The 23,261-nt window shown below is 71.0% G+C and carries 19 protein-coding genes; 18 read left to right on the forward strand and 1 reads right to left on the reverse strand.

Annotated features, from left to right (window positions below):
• Positions 1–8 precede the first annotated feature (8 nt).
• Positions 9–1,016, reverse strand: coding sequence for a rod shape-determining protein (locus tag RCO28_RS00445; protein ID WP_308938869.1), 1,008 nt, complete (start codon positions 1,014–1,016; stop codon positions 9–11).
• A gap of 101 nt (positions 1,017–1,117) precedes the next feature.
• Here RCO28_RS00445 and RCO28_RS00450 point away from each other — a divergent pair, with 101 nt between their 5' ends.
• The 18 genes from RCO28_RS00450 (at position 1,118) to rpmA (ending at position 23,119) form a co-directional block, all read left to right on the forward strand.
• Positions 1,118–2,668: a bifunctional folylpolyglutamate synthase/dihydrofolate synthase gene (locus RCO28_RS00450; RefSeq protein WP_374991064.1), complete on the forward strand. Its 1,551-nt coding sequence runs from the start codon at positions 1,118–1,120 to the stop codon at positions 2,666–2,668.
• Between the two features lie 3 nt (positions 2,669–2,671).
• Positions 2,672–3,025 carry a DUF4233 domain-containing protein gene (locus RCO28_RS00455; protein WP_308938870.1) on the forward strand — a complete coding sequence of 118 codons (354 nt, stop codon included), beginning with the start codon at positions 2,672–2,674 and terminating at the stop codon, positions 3,023–3,025.
• A 203-nt stretch (positions 3,026–3,228) separates the two neighbouring features.
• On the forward strand, positions 3,229–3,642 hold the full coding sequence (ndk, locus tag RCO28_RS00460; RefSeq protein ID WP_308938871.1) for a nucleoside-diphosphate kinase: 414 nt from the start codon (positions 3,229–3,231) through the stop codon (positions 3,640–3,642).
• 314 nt (positions 3,643–3,956) lie between these two features.
• Positions 3,957–4,976 carry a rod shape-determining protein gene (locus RCO28_RS00465; RefSeq protein WP_282539654.1) on the forward strand — a complete coding sequence of 340 codons (1,020 nt, stop codon included), beginning with the start codon at positions 3,957–3,959 and terminating at the stop codon, positions 4,974–4,976.
• Positions 4,977–5,146: 170 nt separating this feature from the next.
• Complete coding sequence (gene mreC, locus RCO28_RS00470; protein ID WP_308938872.1) at positions 5,147–6,196, forward strand: rod shape-determining protein MreC; 1,050 nt, start codon at positions 5,147–5,149, stop codon at positions 6,194–6,196.
• A 5-nt stretch (positions 6,197–6,201) separates the two neighbouring features.
• On the forward strand, positions 6,202–6,876 hold the full coding sequence (mreD, locus tag RCO28_RS00475) for a rod shape-determining protein MreD (protein ID WP_308938873.1): 675 nt from the start codon (positions 6,202–6,204) through the stop codon (positions 6,874–6,876).
• A gap of 91 nt (positions 6,877–6,967) precedes the next feature.
• On the forward strand, positions 6,968–9,145 hold the full coding sequence (gene mrdA, locus RCO28_RS00480; protein ID WP_308938874.1) for a penicillin-binding protein 2: 2,178 nt from the start codon (positions 6,968–6,970) through the stop codon (positions 9,143–9,145).
• Entirely contained in the window at positions 9,145–10,335 is a 1,191-nt protein-coding gene (rodA, locus tag RCO28_RS00485) for a rod shape-determining protein RodA (RefSeq protein ID WP_308938875.1), read from the forward strand. The genes mrdA and rodA overlap by 1 nt, the downstream gene beginning before the upstream one ends.
• Positions 10,336–10,385: 50 nt before the next feature.
• Complete coding sequence (locus tag RCO28_RS00490; RefSeq protein WP_308938876.1) at positions 10,386–11,942, forward strand: CYTH and CHAD domain-containing protein; 1,557 nt, start codon at positions 10,386–10,388, stop codon at positions 11,940–11,942.
• 70 nt (positions 11,943–12,012) lie between these two features.
• Entirely contained in the window at positions 12,013–13,935 is a 1,923-nt protein-coding gene (locus RCO28_RS00495; RefSeq protein ID WP_308938877.1) for a TIGR03960 family B12-binding radical SAM protein, read from the forward strand.
• A 332-nt stretch (positions 13,936–14,267) separates the two neighbouring features.
• Positions 14,268–14,492: a hypothetical protein gene (locus RCO28_RS00500; protein ID WP_308938878.1), complete on the forward strand. Its 225-nt coding sequence runs from the start codon at positions 14,268–14,270 to the stop codon at positions 14,490–14,492.
• Complete coding sequence (locus RCO28_RS00505) at positions 14,465–15,631, forward strand: hypothetical protein (RefSeq protein ID WP_308938879.1); 1,167 nt, start codon at positions 14,465–14,467, stop codon at positions 15,629–15,631. Before RCO28_RS00500 ends, RCO28_RS00505 begins: the two co-directional genes overlap by 28 nt.
• Positions 15,632–15,679: 48 nt before the next feature.
• Entirely contained in the window at positions 15,680–16,471 is a 792-nt protein-coding gene (locus RCO28_RS00510) for a TIGR03936 family radical SAM-associated protein (protein WP_308938880.1), read from the forward strand.
• Between the two features lie 239 nt (positions 16,472–16,710).
• On the forward strand, positions 16,711–20,679 hold the full coding sequence (locus RCO28_RS00515; RefSeq protein WP_308938881.1) for an Rne/Rng family ribonuclease: 3,969 nt from the start codon (positions 16,711–16,713) through the stop codon (positions 20,677–20,679).
• Positions 20,680–20,947: 268 nt separating this feature from the next.
• Positions 20,948–22,171: a phospholipase D-like domain-containing protein gene (locus RCO28_RS00520; protein WP_308938882.1), complete on the forward strand. Its 1,224-nt coding sequence runs from the start codon at positions 20,948–20,950 to the stop codon at positions 22,169–22,171.
• Complete coding sequence (locus tag RCO28_RS00525; protein WP_308938883.1) at positions 22,165–22,317, forward strand: hypothetical protein; 153 nt, start codon at positions 22,165–22,167, stop codon at positions 22,315–22,317. Before RCO28_RS00520 ends, RCO28_RS00525 begins: the two co-directional genes overlap by 7 nt.
• Positions 22,318–22,529: 212 nt before the next feature.
• Positions 22,530–22,850 (forward strand): 50S ribosomal protein L21, encoded by a 321-nt coding sequence (gene rplU, locus RCO28_RS00530; RefSeq protein ID WP_161693665.1) that lies wholly within the window; start codon positions 22,530–22,532, stop codon positions 22,848–22,850.
• 14 nt (positions 22,851–22,864) lie between these two features.
• Positions 22,865–23,119, forward strand: a complete 255-nt coding sequence (rpmA, locus tag RCO28_RS00535) for a 50S ribosomal protein L27 (RefSeq protein ID WP_282515039.1) — start codon at positions 22,865–22,867, stop codon at positions 23,117–23,119.
• Positions 23,120–23,261 lie beyond the last annotated feature (142 nt).

Raw genomic sequence — 23,261 nt, forward strand, 5'->3', positions numbered from 1 at the left:
GGCCGGGCTCAGGCGGCCGTCATCAGCCGCTGCAGCGCGTCGAAGTCCTCCACGCACGTGCCGCAGCCCAGGGCCACCGAGTCCAGCGGGTCGTCGGCCACGACGACCGGGATGCCGGTGGCCGACGCCAGGCGCAGGTCGAGGCCGGGCAGCAGGGCGCCGCCGCCGGTCAGCACGATGCCGTGCTCCATGACGTCGCCGGACAGCTCGGGCGGGCAGTCCTCGAGCGTGGCCCGTACGGCCGTGATGACCGCCTCGACCGGCTCGTCCAGGGCGGCCCGCACCTCCTTCACCGTCAGGTCGACGGTCTTCGGAAGGCCGCGGATCTTCTCCCGCCCGCGGACCGGATACGACCGCATCTCGAAGGCGTCCTCGCCGGGCACCGGCCAGGCCGAGCCGATGGCGACCTTGATGTCCTCGGCGGTCCGCTCGCCGATGAGCAGCCCGTGCTCCTTGCGTACGTAGTCGGTGATCGCGGCGTCAAGGCGGTGGCCGCCGACCCGCAGGGACTGGGCGGTGACGATCCCGCCGAGGGAGATCACGGCGACCTCGGCGGTGCCGCCGCCGATGTCCACGACCATCGAGCCGCGCGGCTCGGACACCGGCAGGCCCGCCCCGATCGCCGCGGCCATCGGCTCCTCGATCAGATGCACGGCCCGCGCCCCGGCCCGCTGCGCGGCGTGCACGATCGCGCGCCGCTCGACCGGCGTGACCCCGCTGGGCACGCAGACGACCATGCGGATGCGGGGGCGTCGGCCCGGCACGGCCTTGCGGACGAAGTGCCGGATCATCTCCTCGGCGGCCTCGAAGTCGCTGATCACGCCGTCCTGCAGCGGACGGATCGCGGTGATCGACCCCGGCGTGCGGCCGATGGTCTCCTTGGCCTCCGCGCCGACCGCGAGCGCGGAGCGGCTGCCCTCGCGGACGGCCACGACGGAGGGTTCGTTGAGCACGATGCCCTGGCCGCGGGCGTAGAGCAGGGTGTTGGCGGTGCCGAGGTCGATGCCTATGTCCATGATCGCCAAGTCTGCCCGGCGAATCCGTGTACGGGCGGGCCGAACGTCCCGAACCGGGCGGGTCGAACGTCCTGTCACACCCGCTCCGTAGACTGGACGGCGTGAGTGACCTCCCCCCGGCCGGCGGCCCGAGCGACGACAGCGAACCCGACTCCTTCGACGACCAGGAGCGCGAGCCCGACGCCTTCGACGGCATCGTCGAGGAAGAGACCAACCGAGACCCCGACCTCGCGGTGATCGAGGCCGGCAGCCGTACCCTGCGCGCCCAGACGGCCCCGCCGCAGGCCGAGGTCCCGGCGCGCCCCGAGGACCCCGAAGTGGACCGGGCGCTGCGGGAGGTGGAGGCCGACCTCGCCACCCGCTGGGGCGAGACCAAGCTGGACCCGTCGGTGCGCCGCATCAAGGCCCTGATGGACGTCCTCGGCGACCCGCAGCGGGCGTACCCGTCGATCCACCTGACCGGCACCAACGGCAAGACGTCCACGGCCCGCATGATCGAGGCCCTGCTCGGCGCCTTCGAGCTCCGCACGGGTCGGTACACCTCGCCCCACGTCCAGTCGATCACCGAGCGGATCAGCCTGGACGGCTCCCCGATGTCGGCCGAGCGCTTCATCGAGACGTACCAGGACATCAAGCCGTACGTCGAGATGGTCGACGCCCAGGAGGACTACCGCCTCTCGTTCTTCGAGGTGCTGACGGGCATGGCGTACGCCGCGTTCGCGGACGCCCCGGTGGACGTCGCGGTGGTCGAGGTCGGCATGGGCGGCACCTGGGACGCGACGAACGTCATCGACGCCGACGTCGCCGTGATCACCCCCATCGACCTGGACCATACGGACCGCCTGGGCGAGACGCCCGGCGAGATCGCCGCGGAGAAGTCCGGCGTCATCAAGCAGGACGCCACGGTGATCCTCGCCCAGCAGCCGGTGGACGCCGCGCAGGTGCTCCTGAAGAAGGCCGTCGAGGTCAACGCCACGGTGGCCCGCGAGGGTATGGAGTTCGGCGTCGTCTCCCGGCAGATCGCCGTCGGCGGCCAGCTGGTGACGCTGCGCGGACTCGGCGGTGAGTACGACGAGATCTTCCTGCCCCTGCACGGCGCGTACCAGGCGCACAACGCCGCGGTGGCGCTCGCCGCGGTCGAGGCGTTCTTCGGCGTCGGCGCGCAGCGCGTCGACCCGCTGGACAACGAGGTGGTGCGCCGCGCCTTCGCCTCGGTCGTCTCGCCGGGCCGCCTGGAGGTGGTCCGCAAGTCGCCGACGGTCATCCTGGACGCCGCGCACAACCCGGCCGGCGCCCGCGCCACGTCCGAGGCGATCAGCGAGGCCTTCGGCCTCAGCCGCCTGGTCGGCGTGGTCGGCGCGAGCGGCGACAAGGACGTACGCGGACTGCTCGAGGCCTTCGAGCCGATCTTCGCGGAGATCGTCGTCACGCAGAACTCCAGCCACCGCGCGATGGACACGGACGCCCTGGCCGCGGTCGCCGTCGAGGTCTTCGGCGACGAGCGCGTGCAGGTCGAGCCGCGCCTGGACGACGCCATCGAGGCCGCGATCACCCTCGCCGAGGAGGAGGGGGAGTACGCCGGTGGCGGTGTCCTCGTCACCGGTTCCGTCATCACCGTCGGCGAGGCCCGACTGCTCCTGGGGAGGGGCTGACCCATGCGCACGCTCTGTTCGTCCACGCTGATCGGCGAGTTCTTCATCATCGGCTTCGCCGGTCTCGTGGCGATGAAGGACCCGGACCTGACGATGGGCACGGTCTGGACGGTCTGCGGCATCGCCATGGCTCTGTCGGTGCTGCTGTGCGGCATGGTCACGCGGCCCGGCGGGGTGCAGCTCGGCTGGGCCCTGCAGATCGGCCTGATCCTCGCCGGCTTCATCGTGCCCACGATGTTCTTCCTCGGCGCCTGCTTCGCGGCCCTGTGGTGGTGCTCGGTGCACTTCGGCCGCAAGGTCGACGAGGCCAAGGCCCGCTTCGCCGCGCAGCAGGAGGCGGGCGCGGGCCCGGCGTAGGGCCTGTCCGGCGGATCATGCCGGGGGCGCGGCTCGACCGGCAGGTCACCGTCGACCGGGTCCGGCCTGATCCGCCGGACAGGCCCTAGCCCGACCGGGGACGGGCCCTGCGGCGGGCTTGACGCTGAGTAACCGCCGCTGCTCGTGGCCCTGTAGCCTCTGCGTACCGCTCTCCCGTATTTGCACTTGAAGGAGCCGACACCGTGAGCCAGCGCACCCTCGTCCTGCTCAAGCCCGACGCCGTACGCCGTGGTCTGATCGGCGAGATCATCGGCCGCATCGAGCGCAAGGCGAACTGGACCATCAGTGCGCTGGAGCTGCGCACCCTCGGCCAGGACATCCTGGAGCAGCACTACGGCGAGCACCAGGGCAAGCCCTTCTACGAGCCGCTGGTCGCGTTCATGTCGTCCGGTCCCGTCGTCGCCCTGGTCGTCGAGGGTGAGCGGGTCATCGAGGGCGTGCGCGCGCTCGCCGGTCCGACCGACCCGATCGCCGCCGCGCCCGGTTCGATCCGCGGTGACTTCGGCACGATCGTGCGCGAGAACCTCATCCACGCCTCGGACTCGGAGGAGTCCGCGGAGCGCGAGCTGAAGATCTTCTTCCCCTCGCTGGTCTGAGTTTCGGTACGAGTTTCTGACGTACCGTTTGCTGACTCGGCGTCAGTATCTTGGCTGGAACCAAGGGGCGGCCGCGAATTGCGCGCCGCCTCTTGGCATATGCAAGCCAATCGGGGGAACGCATCCTTCCGTCGGCTCGTCCCCATTAGCGGGGCGGCGAGTGTTCTGCTGACAATGGCGGAGACCCTCGCGCCGTGTCCGTGCAGGCGAGACTACGATGTAAGCCTCCACGTCACAGCACCCACCTCGCCGACCTGACAAAGCCATTGGCGCACGACTTTGGGAAGGCCAGACGCATCCTGATGGGAACCAACATGTCGTTCATCGGCCGTGACATGGCTGTCGACCTCGGGACCGCCAACACGCTGGTGTACGTCAGGGGCCGCGGCATCGTACTCAACGAACCGTCCGTCGTTGCCATCAACACGAATACGGGTGGCATCCTCGCGGTCGGCGCTGAGGCGAAGAAAATGATCGGCCGCACCCCTGGCAACATCGTCGCGGTCCGCCCTCTGAAGGACGGCGTCATCGCCGACTTCGAGATCACCGAGCGGATGCTCCGCTACTTCATCCTCAAGATCCACAAGCGTCGTTATCTGGCCCGGCCGCGCGTCGTGGTCTGTGTCCCCTCCGGCATCACCGGCGTCGAGCGCCGCGCGGTCATCGAGGCCTCCACGCAGGCCGGTGCCCGTCAGGTGCACATCATCGAGGAGCCGATGGCCGCGGCGATCGGCTCGGGCCTCCCGGTCCACGAGGCCACGGGCAACATGGTGGTGGACATCGGCGGCGGCACCACCGAGGTCGCCGTGATCTCCCTCGGAGGAATCGTCACAGCGCAGTCGATCCGCGTCGCGGGGGACGAGCTGGACAACGCGATCATCCAGCACATCAAGAAGGAGTACAGCCTCCTCCTCGGCGAGCGCACCGCCGAGCAGATCAAGATCACCATCGGTTCGGCGTATGACATGGACGCCGACGAGCACACCGAGATCCGCGGCCGCGACCTGGTCAGCGGCCTGCCCAAGACCGTGGTGATCTCCGCGGCCGAGGTCCGCAAGGCCATCGAGGAGCCGGTCAACGCGATCGTGGACGCGGTCAAGACCACCCTCGACAAGTGCCCGCCGGAGCTCTCCGGAGACGTCATGGACCGCGGCATCGTCCTCACCGGCGGCGGCGCCCTGCTCCGCGGCCTCGACGAGCGGCTGCGCCGCGAGACCGGCATGCCGATCCACATCGCCGAGGACCCGCTGGACTCCGTGGTGCTCGGATCCGGCAAGTGCGTGGACGAGTTCGAGGCCCTGCAGCAGGTCCTCGATGCCTCACCGCGCAGGTGAAGCAGTTCGACGATCCGCCGTACAGAGTTTCGTTTCGTACGGCGGATCGTTGGTATAGAGGCATAAACCTGACCCGTTGGGCGGGTTCGGCCGACAACAAGCGCGCCCCCGCAGGCGTCACATAAGCAAGAGGCACAACCATTCCGACGAGGAAGGCACGGCCGCCGCACGTGAGGGACACACGAGAGAGCCGGCTGCTCCTGGTGCTGCTGATCGCCATCGCGTTCGCTTTGATCACGGTGGACATCCGCGGCGGGGAGGACTCCCCGGTCGACGGTGCCCGGCAGGCCGCCGCGACGGTCTTCGGCCCGGTGGAGAACGGCGTATCGGCCGCGGTGAGCCCACTCGGCAACGCGATTGCAGCGGTCCGCGACTCCGACGACCGGCACAACCGCATCAGCGAGCTGGAGCGGGAGAACGCCGCGCTCAAGGCGAAGCTGGGCAGCGACGACCGCAACCGCAGCCGCGTCCGCCAGCTCGACCAGATGCTGAAGAAGGCCGGCGCCGGCCAGTACGGCATCAAAGGCGCCGAGGTCATCGCCATAGGGGCCGCGCAGGGCTTCTCCTGGACCGTCACCATCGACGCCGGCGCCAACGACGGACTCCGGCGCGACATGACGGTCCTCAACGGCGAAGGACTCGTCGGCCGCGTCACCACCGTCGGCCCCAACACCGCGTCCGTACTGCTCGCCAACGACCCGGACTTCACCGTCGGCACCCGCATGGAGAAGACCGACGAGCTGGGCTTCGCCACCGGCCGCGGCGACCGGAATCTCGCCGTGCAGATGCTCAACGGCAAGGCCAAGGTCAAGAAGGGCGACCGGATGGTCACGTTCGGCTCGCAGGCCGACAAGCCGTTCGTGCCCGGCGTCCCGATCGGCGAGGTCGTCAAGGTCGACCCCTCCGGCGGCGACCTGACCCGCACGGTCCATGTGAAGCCGTACGTCAGCTTCACCAAGCTCGACATCGTCGGCGTCGTCGTCGAGGCCCCCCGCACCGACCCGCGCGACAAGGTGCTGCCCGAGCCCGTGAAGCCCAAGCCCACGCCGACCGTCACGGTCACCGTCACCCCGCCGGGGCCCGGCGAGGAGGGCGAACAGGGCCAGGGCGAGGACGGCCAGGCGCCGCCCGCCGACGGAGCGGAACAAGACGGAGTAGCGCAGGACGGCGCCGATCCAGGCGCAGGTGACGGCCAGCAGCCCCAGAACGACCAGGAGTAAGGCCCATGCGTGTCAACCGGATGCTCCTGTCCACCACCCTGGTGGTCGTCGCCCTCGTCGTCCAGGTCAGCGTGCTCGCCCGGCTTCATCTGCCCGGCGCCGTACCGGACTTGATGCTCCTGACCGTCCTCGGCCTCGCCCTCGTCTACGGACACGTCGGCGGCGCCCTCATCGGCTTCGGCGCGGGTCTCCTCGCCGACCTCGCGCCGCCCGCCGACCACGCGGTCGGCCGGTACGCCCTGGTGCTCTGCGTCATCGGCTACCTCGCGGGCCTCGTGAAGCCCGAGTCCGGCCAACTGCGCTCCGCCACCGGCCCGATGGCCGTCGTGGTCGGCGCCGCCATCGGCTCCACGCTCCTGTACGCGGGAGTCGGCACCCTCGTCGGCGACACCGCCGCCGCCCATGTCGGCCTCGGCAGCCTGCTGTTCACCGCCACGCTCTACGACCTGCTGCTCGCGCCCTTCGTCGTACCCGCGATCATGGCGCTCGCCAGACGCGCCGAGCACGATCCGCTCGCCGAGAACAGCGGCGGAGGCAAGAGCAGCGAAGTCTCCACCGGCTGGCTCTCCGCGGGCACCGGGATGCGCATCGGCAGCCAGCGCGCCGGCGGGCTGCGCATCAAGTCGGCCAAGGCGCGCGTCGCCCGAGCGGGACGTCTCAAGGGGGTCAAGAGGCTGTGAGCAATGCCCACCCTTCCCCAAGCTCTCGGCTCCGCTCGAGCAGGGGATGCCCCAACCCCGCCACCACCCTTCCAACGGATGGGCTGCGCCCATGAGCAACATCCCTGAGACCGGCCGGACGCCGCGGGTCCGGATCCGGCTCGTCATCATCCAGGTCCTCGTCTTCTCCCTCTTCCTCACCCTCGGCGGCCGCCTCTGGTACCTCCAGGTGCGCAACGGCGACGAGTACGCCGACGAGGCCAACGGCAACCATGTGCAGCGCGTCGTCGACCCCGCCGTACGCGGATCGATTCTCGACGCCCGGGGCGTGCCGCTCGCCGACAACCAGACGCGGCTCGTGGTCTCCGCGTCCCGCACCGAGCTGATGAAGATGAAGGACGACGGGGACGCCGTCCTGACCCGGCTCGCCGGTGTGCTGGGCATGACGCCCAAGGAAGTCGGCAACAAGGTCCGGCTCTGCAACGACGAGACCCCGCAGCCCTGCTGGAACGGCTCGCCCTACCAGCCCATCCCGATCACCGACGAGGCCACGCCCCGGCAGGCCCTGCAGATCCGGGAGCGCGCCGAGGATTTCCCCGGCATCACCGCCGAGCCCACCGCCGTCCGCCGCTACGCCGCACCCGGCGGCGCCCGGACCTCGCAGGTCCTCGGCTATCTCTCGCCGGTCACGGACGAGGAGATCAAGGCCGCCGAGAACACCTCCTCGCCGTTCCTGCGCTCCGACCAGGTGGGCCGCTCCGGCCTTGAGCGGACGTACGACAAGTACCTGCGCGGCAAGGCCGGCGTCACGTCGTACGAGGTGGACAAGCTCGGCCGGGTGATGGGCAAGACGCAGGCCGACCCGGGGACGCCCGGCTCCAACGTCGTCACCAGCATCGACGCGCGCGTGCAGCGCGTCGCCGAGTACGAGCTCAACCAGGCGATGAAGACCGCCCGCCAGCAGACCGACAAGATCACCGGTCGCAAGTACGAGGCCGACTCGGGTGCCGTGGTCGTCCTGGAGTCGAAGACCGGCCGCGTCGTCTCCATGGCCTCCCAGCCGGACTACGACCCGAACGCCTGGGTCGGCGGCATCTCCGGCAAGGACTACGCCAGGCTCACCAGCAAGAAGTCCAACTACCCGCTGCTCAACCGGGCCACCCAGGGCCAGGCCCCGCCCGGCTCCATCTTCAAGGTGATCTCCGCGAGCGCCGCCGTCCGGGCCGGGCATTCCTTCGACGACAAGTACAACTGCTCCAGCTCCTACAGCCTCGGCAACCGCAGCTTCGCCAACTTCGAGTCGAAGGGGTACGGACCGATCACCCTCGGCCGCGCCCTCGAAGTCTCCTGCAACACCGTCTTCTACGCCCTCGGCCACAGCGAGTGGAAGCGCGACGGCGGCAACAAGCCGAAGAACCCCGACGACTGGTTCTACCGGACCGCCAAGGACTACGGCCTCGGCAAGGAGACCGGCATCGACCTCCCCAACGAGGTCTCCGGCCGCATCCCCGACCGCCAGTGGAAGAAGGACTTCTGGAAGGCCAACAAGGACGCCTGGTGCAAGCAGGGCAAGAAGAACGGCGACTACGCCGAGAGGATCGCCTTCGAGAACTGCCTGGAGGGCAATCGCCTGAAGGCCGGTGACAGCGTCAACTACGCCATCGGACAGGGCGACATCCTCGTCACCCCCATCCAGATGGCCACCGTCTACTCCGCCATCTCCAACGGCGGAACCCTCTACGACCCCAGCGTCGGCAAGGCGATCGTCAGCCCCGACGGCAAGCAGGTCGAGGAGATCAAGCCCAAGTCGCACGGCAAGCTGCCGGTGGACGACAAGACCATCGCAGACCTGAACGAGGCCCTGGCCGGTGTCGCCACCCGCGGTACCGCCTCCTGGCGGTTCGGCGGCTGGCCGCAGGACAAGATCCCCATGCACGCGAAGACCGGTACCGCACAGGTCTACGGCAAGCAGACCACCGGCTGGCTGGCGACGTACACCGACGACTACACGATCGTGATGACCATCTCCCAGGGTGGTACCGGATCCGGCTCCGCCGGGCCCGCCGTACGCAACATCTACAACGCGATCTACGGCCTCGACGCCAAGGGCCAGCAGGACCCCAAGAAGGCCCTGCTGCCCAAGCCGCATTCCGAGCTGCCCAAGATCGAGCCCGACGGCTCGATCGACGCACCCGAGATCAAGCCGTACGAGCCGCAGCAGGAGGAGCCGCCCGCCGAGCAGGAACTCGCGGCCGCACTCGCCGGAACGGCACCTTGGAGGCGTGACTGATGGCAGGCGGCTTCTCCGTCTCCGGCTACGGACCCGAACGGGGCTCCTGGTCCAAGCTGTTCGCCCGTGACTCCGTCACCCGACGGCTCGACTGGCCGCTGCTCCTGGCCGCGATCGCGCTGTCCCTGATCGGCTCGGCGCTCGTCTACTCGGCGACCCGCAACCGCACCGAACTCGTCGGCGACGACCCGTACTCGTACCTCTTCAAGCACGTCCTCAACGTCGGCATCGGGCTCACCCTGATGATCGGGACGATCTGGCTCGGGCACCGCACGCTGCGCACGGCCGTGCCGATCCTGTACGGCGTCTCGGTCTTCCTCGTGCTGCTCGTGCTGACGCCGCTCGGCGCGACCATCAACGGCGCGCACGCGTGGATCAACGTCGGCGGACTCTCCCTGCAGCCCTCCGAGTTCGTGAAGATCACGATCATCCTCGGCATGGCGATGCTGCTCGCGGCGCGCGTCGACGCGGGCGACCGGGACCACCCCGACCACCGCACCGTCGTCCAGGCCCTCGGCCTCGCCGCCGTCCCGATACTGATCACGATGCTGATGCCGGACCTCGGCTCGGTCATGGTGATGGCGATGATCGTCCTCGGCGTGCTGCTCGCCTCCGGCGCCTCCAACCGCTGGGTCTTCGGCCTGCTCGGCACGGGCGCCGCCGGTGCCGTCGCGGTCTGGCAGCTCGGCCTGCTCGACGACTACCAGATCGCCCGCTTCGCGGCCTTCGCCAACCCGGCCCTCGACCCGGCGGGCGTCGGCTACAACACCAACCAGGCCCGTATCGCCATCGGCTCCGGCGGTCTCACCGGCGCCGGACTCGGCAACGGCTCGCAGACCACCGGCCAGTTCGTGCCCGAGCAGCAGACCGACTTCATCTTCACCGTCGCCGGTGAGGAGCTGGGCTTCATCGGCGCCGGACTGATCCTGTTCCTGCTGGGCGTCGTGCTCTGGCGCGCCTGCCGGATCGCCCGCGAGACGACCGAGCTGTACGGCACGATCGTCGCCTCCGGCATCATCGCCTGGTTCGCCTTCCAGTCCTTCGAGAACGTCGGCATGACCCTCGGCATCATGCCGGTCGCCGGTCTGCCGCTGCCGTTCGTGAGTTACGGCGGTACGTCGATGTTCGCGGTCTGGATCGCCATCGGACTGCTCCAGTCGATCCGGGTGCAGCGGCCCATGTCGGCGTAAGCGGGGTCGCGGGGCTGCCGAGCGGCGGGTCGCGCGACTAAATTCGTTTTATGGCGGAGACGAAGCGCGAGATCGAGCGGAAGTACGAAGCCACCGGACCCAACGGATCCACCGGAACCGACGGCGCCTCTGACGGCCCCGGGCTGCCCGACCTGACGCGGGTGCCTGGGGTCGCCGCCGTCCTGGACCGCGGTACCGTCGACCTCGACGCCACCTACTACGACACCGCCGACCTCCGCCTCGCCGCGTCCGCCCGCACCCTGCGCCGCCGCACCGGCGGGGACGACGCGGGCTGGCACCTCAAACTCCCCGTCTCCGCAGGGGTGCGCGACGAGGTCCAGGCACCGCTCTCCGACCAGGTGCCGCGCGCCCTCGCCGACCTCGTCCGCTCCCGGGTGCGCCACGCCGACCTCGTCCCCGTGATCCGGCTCCGCTCCGCCCGCGCCGTACGCCACCTCATGGACGCCGACGGGGCGCTGCTCGCCGAGGTCAGCGTGGACTCCGTACGGGCCGACCGGCTCGCCGGCGGCGACGGCAGCGCCGAGTGGACCGAGATCGAGGTGGAGCTGGCCGAGGGCGGGGACCCCGCGTTCCTCGACAAGGTGGAGAAGCGGCTGCGCAAGGCGGGCGTCGTCCCGGCGGGCTCGGCGTCCAAGCTGGCCCGCGCGCTCGCCGAGACGGGCACGGAGCCGCGCGTCCGGTCGGCGAAGCCCGCGCCGCCCGTCACCTCGGGCGATCACGTCCTCGCGTATCTGCGCACCCAGCGCGACGCCCTTGTCGAGCTCGACCCGGACGTGCGCCGCGATCTGCCCGACGCGGTGCACCAGATGCGCGTCGCCACCCGCCGGATGCGCAGCGCGCTGCGCTCGTACCGCAAGGTCCTGGACCGGTCCGTCACCGACCCGGTCGGCGACGAGCTGAAGTGGCTCGCCGGTGAGCTGGGTGTCGACCGGGACCGCGAAGTGCTGACCGAACGCCTCCGGGAGGCCGTCGCGGAGCTGCCGCGGACGCTGATCGACGGGCCCGTACGGGGACGGCTGCGCACCTGGTCGGCGGCGCGCCGCGGCGGCTCGCGGCGCCGGCTGACCACCGTGCTCGACGGCCGGCGCTACCTCGCGCTGCTCGACACCGTCGACGGGCTGCTCGCCGACCCGCCGCTGCGCCCGGCCGCCGCGAAGCCGCCGCAGGCCGTCCTCACGAAGGCCGTGCTGCGCGAGTTCGAGCGGTTGACCGACGCCGTCGACGCGGCGCTCGCCGCCGACCCGGGCACCGAACGGGACCAGGCCCTGCACGAGGCCCGCAAGAAGGCCAAGCGCACCCGGTACGCGGCGGAGGCCGCGAAGCCCGCGCTCGGCAAGCCCGCGAAGCGCCTCGCCAAGCGCGCGAAGAAGCTGCAGAGCGGGCTCGGCGAGCACCAGGACAGCGTGATGGCGCGGGCCACGCTGCGCGATCTGGCCGGGCAGGCGCACGCGGCGGGGGAGAGTTCCTTCACGTACGGACTGCTCTACGGCCGGGAGGAAAGGACCGCCGAGCTGTCCGAGGCCGGGCTGCCCGGGTGGTGGGAGCGCGCGGTGGAGGCTGCGGAAGCGTTGCGCCGGACGCGTTAGTCTTGAGGGTCACCCTTCCCCCTCGCCATTGGCCGGGGGTGCCCCAAGCCAGCTCACGAAGGTCGTAGTGATGCCTGCCGAGTCCGTCTTCCCCCAGCTCGAGGCGCTGCTCCCGCACGTGCAGAAGCCCATTCAGTACGTCGGTGGCGAGCTGAATTCCACCGTCAAGCCGTGGGACGAGTGCGACGTCCGCTGGGCGCTGATGTACCCGGACGCGTACGAGGTCGGTCTGCCCAACCAGGGCGTCATGATCCTGTACGAGGTACTGAACGAGCGCGAGGGCGTCCTCGCCGAGCGCACGTACAGCGTGTGGCCGGACCTGGAAGAGCTGATGCGCGAGCACAAGGTGCCGCAGTTCACGGTCGACAGCCACCGCCCGGTGAAGGCGTTCGACGTCTTCGGGCTGAGCTTCTCCACCGAGCTCGGCTACACCAACATGCTCGCGGCCCTGGAGCTCGCGGACATCCCGCTGGAGTCCAAGGACCGCACGCTCGACGACCCGATCGTGCTCGCGGGCGGCCACGCGGCGTTCAACCCGGAGCCGATCGCCGACTTCATCGACGCCGCGATCATCGGTGACGGCGAGCAGGCCGTGCTCGACATGACGGAGATCATCCGCGCCTGGAAGGCCGAGGGCCGGCCGGGCGGCCGCGAGGAAGTTCTGTTCCGCCTCGCGAAGACCGGCAACGTCTACATCCCGCGGTTCTACGACGTGGAGTACCTGCCGGACGGCCGCATCGGCCGCGTCGTACCCAACAAGTCGGGCGTCCCGTGGCGGGTGTCCAAGCACACGGTCATGGACCTCGACGAGTGGCCGTACCCGAAGCAGCCGCTCGTCCCGCTCGCGGAGACCGTCCACGAGCGGATGTCGGTAGAGATCTTCCGAGGCTGCACGCGCGGCTGCCGTTTCTGCCAGGCGGGCATGATCACGCGCCCGGTGCGTGAGCGGTCGATCACCGGCATCGGCGAGATGGTCGACAAGGGCCTCAAGGCGACCGGCTTCGAGGAGGTCGGCCTGCTGTCCCTCTCCTCCGCGGACCACTCGGAGATCGGCGACATCGCGAAGGGCCTCGCGGACCGGTACGAAGAGGACAAGATCGGCCTCTCGCTCCCGTCCACCCGCGTCGACGCCTTCAACGTCGACCTGGCCAACGAGCTGACCCGCAACGGCCGGCGCTCGGGCCTGACCTTCGCGCCCGAGGGCGGCTCCGAGCGCATGCGCAAGGTCATCAACAAGATGGTCTCGGAAGAGGACCTGATCCGGACGGTCGCCACCGCGTACGGCAACGGCTGGCGCCAGGTGAAGCTGTACTTCATGTGCGGCCTGCCCACGGAGACGGACGACGACGTCCTGCAGATCGCCGACATGGCAACTTCCGTGATCGCCAAGGGCCGTGAGGTCTCCGGCAAGGGCGACATCCGCGCGACGGTCTCCATCGGCGGTTTCGTGCCCAAGCCGCACACACCGTTCCAGTGGGCCCCGCAGCTGTCGGCGGAGGACACGGACGCGCGTCTCGAAAAGCTCAGGGACAAGATCCGCGGAGACAAGAAGTACGGCCGCTCCATCGGCTTCCGCTACCACGACGGCAAGCCCGGCATCGTGGAAGGCCTGTTGTCGCGGGGCGACCGCCGCATCGGCTCGGTCATCCGCGCGGTCTACGAGGACGGCGGCCGCTTCGACGGCTGGCGCGAGCACTTCTCGTACGACCGCTGGATGGCCTGCGCCGAGAAGACGCTCCCGGCGTACGGCGTGGACGTCGACTGGTACACGACCCGCGAGCGCACCTACGAAGAGGTCCTGCCCTGGGACCACCTGGACTCCGGCCTCGACAAGGACTGGCTCTGGGAGGACTGGCAGGACGCCCTCGACGAGACCGAGGTCGAGGACTGCCGCTGGACACCGTGCTTCGACTGCGGCGTCTGCCCCCAGATGGACACCCAGATCCAGGTCGGCCCCACGGGGAAGAAGCTGCTCCCGCTCACGGTGAAGTGACATACCGTTGCCGCGGCGACCGTCATGCTCCCCGCCGACGCGGGGATGTTCCGCTGCTCCGGCTCACGGTCGTCAAGTAGCCCGTCCCGCCGGGGCGTTCCGACGCCCCGGCGGCACAATGGCGCGATGCCTCAGCTCATCGCTCCCGACGTTCGCTTCCACGCCTCGTTCCTGGAGGCGATGCACGAGTTCGCCGCCGAGGCGTTCCTCGGCCGGACACTCGCTCGGGAACCTGCCGAACACGCCCGGACCTGGCACGACCCGGCCGGCTTCGCCCGCTACGTCGGCACCGTCCTGGCCGACGACTCCGCCGACACCCACACGCGACCGGGATGCTGCGGGCCGTCCTGCCCCACGCCTTCGATCTCGGGATCGACCCCGTGCTCGTCACCTGCGACACCGTCAACACCGGCTCCCGCAAGGTGATCGAGGCCGTCGGGGGTGTGCTGGAGGGGGAGCGGGGCGGGAAGTTGCGGTTCTGGGTGGCCGGTGGTGGATCCAAATCGGGTGGTGGTGCGTCGTCGATGGCATGGAAGAACCGGAGAAGCGCCCCGTGATCCCCGCCCCGCCGTCGGCCCCCGCGTCGTCCGAGGGGTGTCTGGTCACGGCGATCCGGCTGCCGGTGCGGATCGTGGTGCTCGTGCTGGTCGTGCCGGTGCGGATGGTCTGGGACGCGCTGGTCGTCTGCGGGCGGTTCCTCGACCGCGCCCTGTTGCGTCCCCTCGGCCGTGCGCTCGCCTGGCTCGGGCGGGCGCTGTTCGTCGTGCCGTGGGTGTGGGCGTACCGGAATCTCCTCACCCCCTTCGGCCACGGCCTTGTGTGGACGCTGCGCACCCTGGTCGCACGGCCCGCGCAGTGGCTGTGCGCGCACGTGCTCACGCCGCTCGGTCAACTCCTCGTCGTCGTCACCAAGTTCATCGGCGACGTGCTCGGCTGGACCCTGCTCGCGGTGTGCGTGTGGCCGTGGGTGGGGCTGTGGCGGTACGTGCTCGTACCGGTCGGGCGCGGGCTCGCCTGGCTGGGGCGGGTGCTGTGCGTGGTGCCCGCGGTGTGGCTGTACCGGCGGCTGCTCACTCCGCTCGGGCACGGCGTCGCCTGGGTCGTACGCGGGATCGGCGCCGGCATCGCCTGGACCCTGCGGGCGCTCGGCACGGCGCTCGCGTTCCTGTGGCGGTGGGGTGTCGTCGTGCCGGTCGGGTTCGTATGGCGGTGGGTCGTCGTCGTACCCGTCGTGTTCGTGTGGCGGTGGCTGATCGTCGTGCCCGTCCGCTTCCTGTGGACCTGGCTCGTCGTCGTGCCCGCGGGGTTTCTGTGGCGGCGGGTGCTCGTGCCCGTCGGGCTGGAGGTCGGGGCCGCGTTCGGGCACGCGTGGCGGATCGCCGGGTACGTGTCGCGTGCCGTCGGCCGCTTCCTCGGCGGACTCCTGCGGTGGACGTACCGGCACGTCCTCACGCCCGTCGGACACCTGCTGCGCGACGGCCTGTGGCGGCCCGTCGCGCGTACCGTGCGACAGGCGGTCGGCGCCGCCCGCAGCACCGCCCGCCAGGTACGGGCCGACCTCCGCCGAGCCCTGTTCGGAGCGCCGCGCCCCGCCCCCGAGGCAGTCGTGCCCGCGCCCCACGGGGAACCGACCGAGCGCGAGCCACGTACTCTAGGTAGCAGTACGACCGCATACACGAAGCTCACGAAGGACTGAACGACACTGGGCAAGCGACAGCCCGAAGGCCCGCCGCCCGCACCGGCGGTGCAGCGCATCCGACTGCGCTACACCAAGCGCGGCCGCCTCCGGTTCACCAGCCACCGCGACTTCCAGCGCGCGTTCGAGCGCGCCCTGCGTCGCGCCGAGGTCCCCATGGCCTACTCGGCGGGCTTCACCCCGCACCCCAAGGTGTCGTACGCCAACGCCGCACCCACCGGCACCGGCAGCGAAGCCGAGTACCTGGAGATCGCCCTCACCGAGCACCGCGACCCCGCGAAGCTCAAGGACCTGCTCGACGAGTCGCTGCCCGACGGGCTCGACGTCACCGACGTGGTCGAGGCCCGCACCTCCGGCCTCGCCGACCGGCTGCAGGCCTCCGTGTGGGAGCTCAGGCTCGACGGCGTGCCCGTCGAGGACGCCGAGCGCGCCGCCGAGGCCTTCCTCGCCGCCGAGTCGGTCGAGGTGCAGCGGCGTACGAAGAACGGCATGCGCAGCTTCGACGCGCGTGCCGCCGTAGCGGAGCTACAGGCCTCCCGTCCATCAGCTGATAGGCCGGTGGACAACCCCTGTGCGATACTGCGGCTGGTTGTTCGGCACGTGACGCCTGCCGTTCGACCCGACGACGTCCTGTCCGGTCTCCGAGCTGTGGCCGACCTGGCGCCGCCGGTCCCCGTCGCGGTGACCAGGCTGGCGCAGGGGCCATTCGATGAAGAGACCGGCACGGTGACCGACCCGCTCGCGCCCGACCGCGAGGCAGTCCCGGCCGCCCCGGCCGATCGCTCAGGGGCCGCCGGATCGCCCGCCGCGGCAGCGCAGGTGCCGGAAGGCTCCGCGTAGGGACGTCCGTCGTAGCGCAGCCCTCGTACTCGGGAGCCACCTGGGTCGGGCCGCGCGCCACCGACCAAGACTTTCGCCAGGCCGTACGTACATCGCGTACGGAACCGGCGAGACAGACAAAGAGAGCTCCCGTGCGGCGCCCGCGCCTACCGGACGGCGGCCCCGCGCATCGCGCGCCGGCCGCGGACGTCACCGGTGCAAGGCGCGGCGCCCGGGAGCCTGACGGGAGAACCGCCCGCATGCTTGAGCCGAACGAATCCGGTGTGACCGGAGAGGCCGAAGAGACCAATAACGCTCCTGGCGACAAGCTGCCGCCGCGCCGTCGGCGCCGCGCCGCTTCCCGCCCGGCCGGACCGCCCACGGCTGCCGCCGAGACGACCCCGGTCGTGGCTGTGACCGCGTCCGCCGTGGACCCCGCGGACCCTGAGGACGGCGCCGAGGAGACCGAAGAGGTCGAGGCCGCTGCCGCCCAGCCCGAGCCGGCCGAGAGCGCCGCCCCGCCGCGCGCCCGCCGCCGTGCCACCCGCCGCGCCTCCGCGCCCGCAGGTGCGCCGAAGGGCGCCGAGAGCGCCCCGGCCGCTGCGGAGCCGGTCGCCGCCGAGGCCCCGGCCGCCGCCGAGACGCCCGCCGCTGAAGCGCCCGCCGAGGACGCCGCCGTCGAGGAGGCCCCGCGCCGCACCCGGCGCCGCGCCACCCGCAAGGCGACCGCGCCGGCCGGTGCCCCCCACCCCCAGACCACTGACGAGGGCGAGACGGCCGTCGCCGCGGAGCCCGCGCAGGCCGCTGAGCCCGTCGAGGCCGCTGTCGTCGAGGCCCCGGCCGAGGCGCCCGCCCAGGACGAGGCCGCCGAGGCCGCGCCCCGCCGTACCCGTCGCCGTGCCACCCGCAAGGTGAGCGCGCCCGCCGCCGAGGCCGAGACCGCCGCCGCTGCCGACGTGCCGGTCGAGGCCGCGTCCGCCGAGTCGGGCGACTCCGTGGCCGGGCCCGCCGCCGAGGTGCCCGCCGAGGCAGCCGCCGAAGCGCCGAAGCGTGGCCGTCGCCGTGCCGCCCGTAAGGCGTCGTCGATCTTCTCCGAGCCGCGCGCCGGTCGCGCCGCCGCCGAGCAGGAGGGCGAGGAGTCCGGCTCGCGCAAGCCGAAGCGGCCCTCGGTCGCCGTGTTCCAGCAGCCGGTGTTCACCGAGCCGATGTTCCAGACGCCCGAGCGCGCCGCCGCCGCGGCTGCCGCCGAAGCGGCCGAGGAGGTCGTCGAGGCGCCCGCCCCGGTCGAGGAGGAGCCCGCCGCCGGTGGCCGCCGTCGGCGCCGTCGCCGTGGCGAGCCCGCCGAGGTGACGCCGGCCGCCGAGCCGGTCGAGACGCCCGCCCAGCCCGCCGAGCCCGCCGCGCCCGCCGCCGAGGAGGAGCCGGCCGAGGCCGAGGAGTCCGCCGAGGGCGACGAGGGCGACGAGCAGGGCGGCCGCCAGGGCCGTCGCCGCCGCCGCGGTGGCCGTCGCCGTCGCCGCGGCGAGGCCCAGGAGCACGACGACGAGGCCGGAGAGGAAGGCGCCGAGGACGCCGCCGCCGAGCAGGCGGAGCAGGACGCCGAGGACACGGCCGAGCAGGCCGAGGAGGACGCCGAGGACGAGCGCGCGGAGCGCGAGTCCGGTGGCTCCTCCAGCAGCCGTCGCCGCCGTCGCCGTCGCCGTCGCGCCGGTGACTCGGGCACGGACAGCGAGCCGGGCGACGGCGACCCGGAGCGTACGGTCGTCAAGGTCCGCGAGCCGCGGCCCAAGAAGGAGACCGAGCCGTCCGACGAGGTGCAGTCCATCAAGGGCTCGACCCGTCTGGAGGCCAAGAAGCAGCGCCGCCGCGAGGGTCGCGAGCAGGGCCGCCGCCGTGTGCCGATCATCACCGAGGCCGAGTTCCTGGCCCGCCGCGAGGCGGTCAACCGGGAGATGATCGTCCGGCAGTACGGCGACCGCACCCAGATCGGTGTGCTCGAGGACAACATCCTCGTCGAGCACTACGTCAACAAGGAGCAGTCGACCTCGTACGTCGGCAACGTCTACTTGGGCAAGGTGCAGAACGTCCTGCCGTCGATGGAGGCCGCCTTCATCGACATCGGCAAGGGCCGCAACGCCGTGCTCTACGCGGGCGAGGTCAACTTCGAGGCGCTCGGCATGGCCAACGGGCCGCGCCGCATCGAGACCGCCCTCAAGTCCGGCCAGTCCGTGCTCGTCCAGGTCACCAAGGACCCGATCGGCCACAAGGGCGCCCGCCTGACCAGCCAGGTCTCGCTGCCCGGCCGGTACCTGGTGTACGTGCCCGAGGGCTCGATGACCGGCATCAGCCGCAAGCTGCCCGACACCGAGCGGGCGCGCCTGAAGACCATCCTCAAGAAGATCGTCCCCGAGGACGCGGGCGTCATCGTGCGCACCGCCGCCGAGGGCGCGAGCGAGGACGAGCTGCGCCGTGACGTCGAGCGTCTGCAGGCGCAGTGGGAAGAGATCCAGAAGAAGTCGAAGCAGGCCTCGACGAGCTCGCCGAGCCTCCTGTACGGCGAGCCGGACATGACCGTCCGCGTCGTCCGCGACATCTTCAACGAGGACTTCTCGAAGGTCGTCGTCAGCGGTGACGAGGCCTGGGAGACCATCCACGGATACGTCAACCACGTCGCGCCCGACCTCGCGGACCGGCTGCAGAGGTGGACCTCCGAGGTCGACGTCTTCGCCACGTACCGGATCGACGAGCAGCTCGCCAAGGCGCTCGACCGCAAGGTGTGGCTGCCGTCCGGCGGCTCCCTGGTGATCGACAAGACCGAAGCCATGATCGTCGTCGACGTCAACACCGGTAAGTTCACCGGTCAGGGCGGCAACCTCGAAGAGACCGTGACCAGGAACAACCTGGAGGCGGCCGAGGAGATCGTGCGCCAGCTGCGCCTTCGCGACCTGGGCGGCATCGTCGTCGTCGACTTCATCGACATGGTCCTGGAGTCCAACCGGGACCTGGTGATGCGGCGCCTGCTCGAATGCCTGGGCCGGGACCGTACGAAGCACCAGGTCGCCGAGGTGACCTCGCTCGGCCTCGTGCAGATGACCCGCAAGCGGGTCGGGCAGGGGCTCCTGGAGTCCTTCTCCGAGACCTGCGTGCACTGCAACGGCCGTGGCGTGATCGTGCACATGGAGCAGCCGACTTCCGCCGGTGGCGGCGGCAAGCGCGCCAAGAAGCGTGGCCGCAAGGACGGGCAGGAGCACGTCCACGAGGCGCCCGCCGCCGAGACCGAGACGGAGGCGGAGGTCGCCGCCGAGGTCGCGGCCCCGGAGAAGCTCGCCGAGCCTGAGTTCAAGCCCGACGAGGAGCTGTACAGCAGCGCCGCCGAGGCCGAGGAGGCCGCGTCCCGTGGCCGTTCGCGGCGCCGGGCCACGCGCAAGGCGACGGCACCGGCCGGTGCGCCGAAGTCGGCGGAGCAGCCCGAGCAGGCCGAGGCACCGTCCGCGAAGGGCGAGAAGGCCGCGAAGGCCGAGAAGCCGAAGAAGGGCGAGCGCAAGGCGGCCGAGGCCCAGGTCCAGGCCGAGCCCGCGCAGGCCGTGGAGGCGGCGGCTCCGGTCGCCGAGCCCGCTCCGGCCGCCGTCGAGGAGGCCGCACCGAAGGGCCGTACGCGGCGCCGGGCCACGCGGAAGGCGACGGCACCCGCCGGCTCGCCGAAGCCGGCCGAGGACGTGGCCGTGGTCGAGCCCGCGGTGGTCGAGCCCGTCGTGGTGGAGCCTGCCGTGGTCGAGGCCCCGGCAGCCCAGCCGGAGCCCGAGCAGGCCGAGGCCGCCGCTCCCGTCGAGGCCGCCCCCGCGCGGCCGCGGCGCCGTGCGGTGCGCAAGGTGTCGGCGCCGACCGCTTCGGCGGAGGCCGCCGTCCTGGTCGTCCCCGCGGAGCAGCCGGCCGAGCAGGCCGAGGCCGCGCCGACCGAGGACAAGGCGCAGGCCGAGCCCGCGCCGGAGCCCGAGGCGGAAGCCGCACCGGCCAAGAAGGCGGCGAAGAAGACCACCGCCAAGAAGGCCGCGGCCAAGAAGGCACCCGCCAAGAAGGCCGCCGCGAAGAAGACGACCGCGAAGAAGACCGCGGCCAAGAAGACGACGGCCAAGAAGACGGCCGCCAAGAAGACGGCGAAGAAGACCGCCGCGGCGGAGCAGCAGGCGCTGCCCTCCGTCTCGGCCGCCGCTTCGAACGACGAAGGCTGACCGGACGGCAGTACCGCCCGGCACCCGCCACGACGACGCCCCCGCACCCGGTGAACCCGGGGCGGGGGCGCCGCCTTGTCCGGACCAGTACCCGGGCCCGTTCCCGTACCTGTTCCCGGGCCCGTTCCCGGAACCGGAACCACCGGCTCATTTTCGGCACGGCAACCCTCTACAACCGACCGGACACTGTGTGTAAGACTCAAGAGTCACGGAGTCACACATATGAGCCCACGGTCAGGTGTTCGGGAGCGGTGCCAGGGTGGGGCGCGTGACCGGGGCAGGGGAGGGGATCGTCGTGCCCGCGCGCCCGAGAGTCGTGCCCGTCCGCCCGAGAGCCGGGGCGCGACGCCTCGCCGTACTCGCCACCGTGCTCTCCGCGGCAGCGGCCCAACTGGCGGGCGCGGCAGGCGCGGCGGGCGCCTCCGCGGCCGAGCCGCAGGCCCTGGCGGAAGGCCCGGTCTTCAACGACCCGCTGGGTGGCACGGCCGAGCAGTACGCGATACGCACGCGGCTCGTGCAGCTCACCGACTCCGCCCTGCCCGGCTCCACGATCAAGGTGGCCGTCTACCACGTGTGGGAGACCACGATCGTCAACGCCCTGCTGCGTGCCCAGGCCCGTGGCGTGCACATTCAGGTGCTGCTCGACGAGACCAGCGTCAGCGACAACCCGACGAACCCCTCGTACGCCACCTTGAAGGCCGCGCTCGGCACGGACCGTACGAAACCGTCGTTCGCGCTGCTCTGCCCGGCCGGGAAGTCATGCCTCGGCGATCCGAAGTTCGGGAAGTCGATCATGCACAACAAGTTCTGGCTGTTCTCGGCGGTCGCGGGCGGGCGGGACGTGGTCGTGCAGACGACGACCAACTCGACGCCGTCGGCCAACACCAAGTTCTTCAACGACGCGCTGCAACTGCCGGACAACCCGAGGCTGTACGCCGCGTACTCCTCCTACTTCGCCGACATGACCGGCAAGAACTGGCGCGGCTGGCGCTACCGCACGGTGACCGAGGGGCCCTACAAGACGTACTACTTCCCGAGAGCGGGCACGACGACCGAGACCGACACCGTCCACAACGTCCTCTCCAACATCACCTGCACGTACCGGGACTCCGCCGGCGTCACCCAGCGCACCAAGGTCCGCGTCGCCGTCTTCAAGCTGACCCGGCAGGTCATCGCCGACAAGCTGGTGGCTCTGAGGAAGGCGGGCTGCTCGGTGTATGTGACGTACGCGCAGACCGACAGCGCCGCGAGCCAGGGCGGTACGAAGGGCACCTGGGAGGCGCTGCACACCTCCGGCGGCCCTTCCCTGCGCTGCTACAACGACGACCGGGACCCGCAGAACCCCGGCGAGCCGCTCGTCACGCCGTACATCGTGCACAACAAGTACCTGCTCATCGACGGGATGTACGTCGGCAAGCGGAACAAGGTCTCCTTCACCGGCTCCGGCAACCACACGGCGCCGGCGCTGCGGGAGAACGACGAGGCGTGGTGAAGGTCGACGACGACTCCGTGCACGACGCGTACCGGGCGCACTTCAACCGGCTGCGTGCCGTCGCCTGGCCGGGCAGCGCCGACTCCACCGACCTGTGCAAGGGCGTGCAGCCGCTGCCGCAGGACGGTGAGCGGCGGTTCGCGTGAGAGGGTGTCAAGGGGCCGGTTTGACCCTTCCGGGTGGGCCCCGTAACCTTGACCGTCGGCGTGTCCATAGGCGCGCCGCACCCCTGTAAACCTTTCTCCTCCTGGATCTCTGTCCGGGAGCCCCTCGCGCCTCGTGCCGGGGGAGGCCGATCGTCTTCGCGAGCGGCTGGACTGCGGGGGTCCCGTTTCGAGTCGTAGAGAGTGAGATCCGCGTGTACGCCATCGTGCGCAGCGGTGGCCGCCAGCACAAGGTTGCTGTCGGTGACATCGTTGAGGTTGACAAGATTTCCACTGCCAATGTTGGCGACACGGTCGAGCTCTCGACCCTGCTGCTCGTCGACGGCGAGGCTGTGACCAGCGACCCGTGGGTTCTGGCCGGCATCAAGGTCCAGGCCGAGGTCGTGGACCACCACAAGGGCGCGAAGATCGACATCCTTCGCTACAAGAACAAGACCGGCTACCGCCGTCGTCAGGGCCACCGCCAGCAGTACACGGCGATCAAGGTCACTGAGATCCCCACGGCTGCGAAGTAAGGGACTGAGGAGAGATGGCACACAAGAAGGGCGCATCGTCCACTCGGAACGGTCGCGATTCCAATGCTCAGCGGCTCGGCGTGAAGCGCTTCGGCGGTCAGGTCGTCAACGCCGGTGAGATCCTGGTCCGCCAGCGCGGCACCCACTTCCACCCGGGCAACGGCGTGGGCCGCGGCAAGGACGACACCCTGTTCGCGCTCGACGCGGGCTCGGTGGAGTTCGGTACGCACCGTGGCCGCAAGGTCGTGAACATCGTTCCGGTCGCCTGAACCAAGGCACCGTAGAGCGAGTTCTCTCGCGGTTTTTCCGAGGGCGGACCTCACTTTCCGTACGGCTTTCGTACGGGAAGCGGGTCCGCCCTCGGCGTGTTACTAGATAGACAGACCCGGACAGACGGACAGACAGGCCCGT

It is taken from the genome of Streptomyces sp. LHD-70 (assembly GCF_031157275.1).
Lineage (GTDB): Bacteria > Actinomycetota > Actinomycetes > Streptomycetales > Streptomycetaceae > Streptomyces.

Coding starts and splice junctions, on each gene's coding strand:
- RCO28_RS00445 (WP_308938869.1), bottom strand. CDS start 1,016: ATGGACATAGGCATCGACCTCGGCACCGCCAACACCCTGCTCTACGCC.
- RCO28_RS00455 (WP_308938870.1), top strand. CDS start 2,672: ATGCGCACGCTCTGTTCGTCCACGCTGATCGGCGAGTTCTTCATCATC.
- RCO28_RS00465 (WP_282539654.1), top strand. CDS start 3,957: ATGTCGTTCATCGGCCGTGACATGGCTGTCGACCTCGGGACCGCCAAC.
- mreD (WP_308938873.1), top strand. CDS start 6,202: ATGCGTGTCAACCGGATGCTCCTGTCCACCACCCTGGTGGTCGTCGCC.
- mrdA (WP_308938874.1), top strand. CDS start 6,968: ATGAGCAACATCCCTGAGACCGGCCGGACGCCGCGGGTCCGGATCCGG.
- rodA (WP_308938875.1), top strand. CDS start 9,145: ATGGCAGGCGGCTTCTCCGTCTCCGGCTACGGACCCGAACGGGGCTCC.
- RCO28_RS00490 (WP_308938876.1), top strand. CDS start 10,386: ATGGCGGAGACGAAGCGCGAGATCGAGCGGAAGTACGAAGCCACCGGA.
- RCO28_RS00495 (WP_308938877.1), top strand. CDS start 12,013: ATGCCTGCCGAGTCCGTCTTCCCCCAGCTCGAGGCGCTGCTCCCGCAC.
- RCO28_RS00500 (WP_308938878.1), top strand. CDS start 14,268: ATGCTGCGGGCCGTCCTGCCCCACGCCTTCGATCTCGGGATCGACCCC.
- RCO28_RS00505 (WP_308938879.1), top strand. CDS start 14,465: ATGGAAGAACCGGAGAAGCGCCCCGTGATCCCCGCCCCGCCGTCGGCC.
- RCO28_RS00515 (WP_308938881.1), top strand. CDS start 16,711: ATGCTTGAGCCGAACGAATCCGGTGTGACCGGAGAGGCCGAAGAGACC.
- rpmA (WP_282515039.1), top strand. CDS start 22,865: ATGGCACACAAGAAGGGCGCATCGTCCACTCGGAACGGTCGCGATTCC.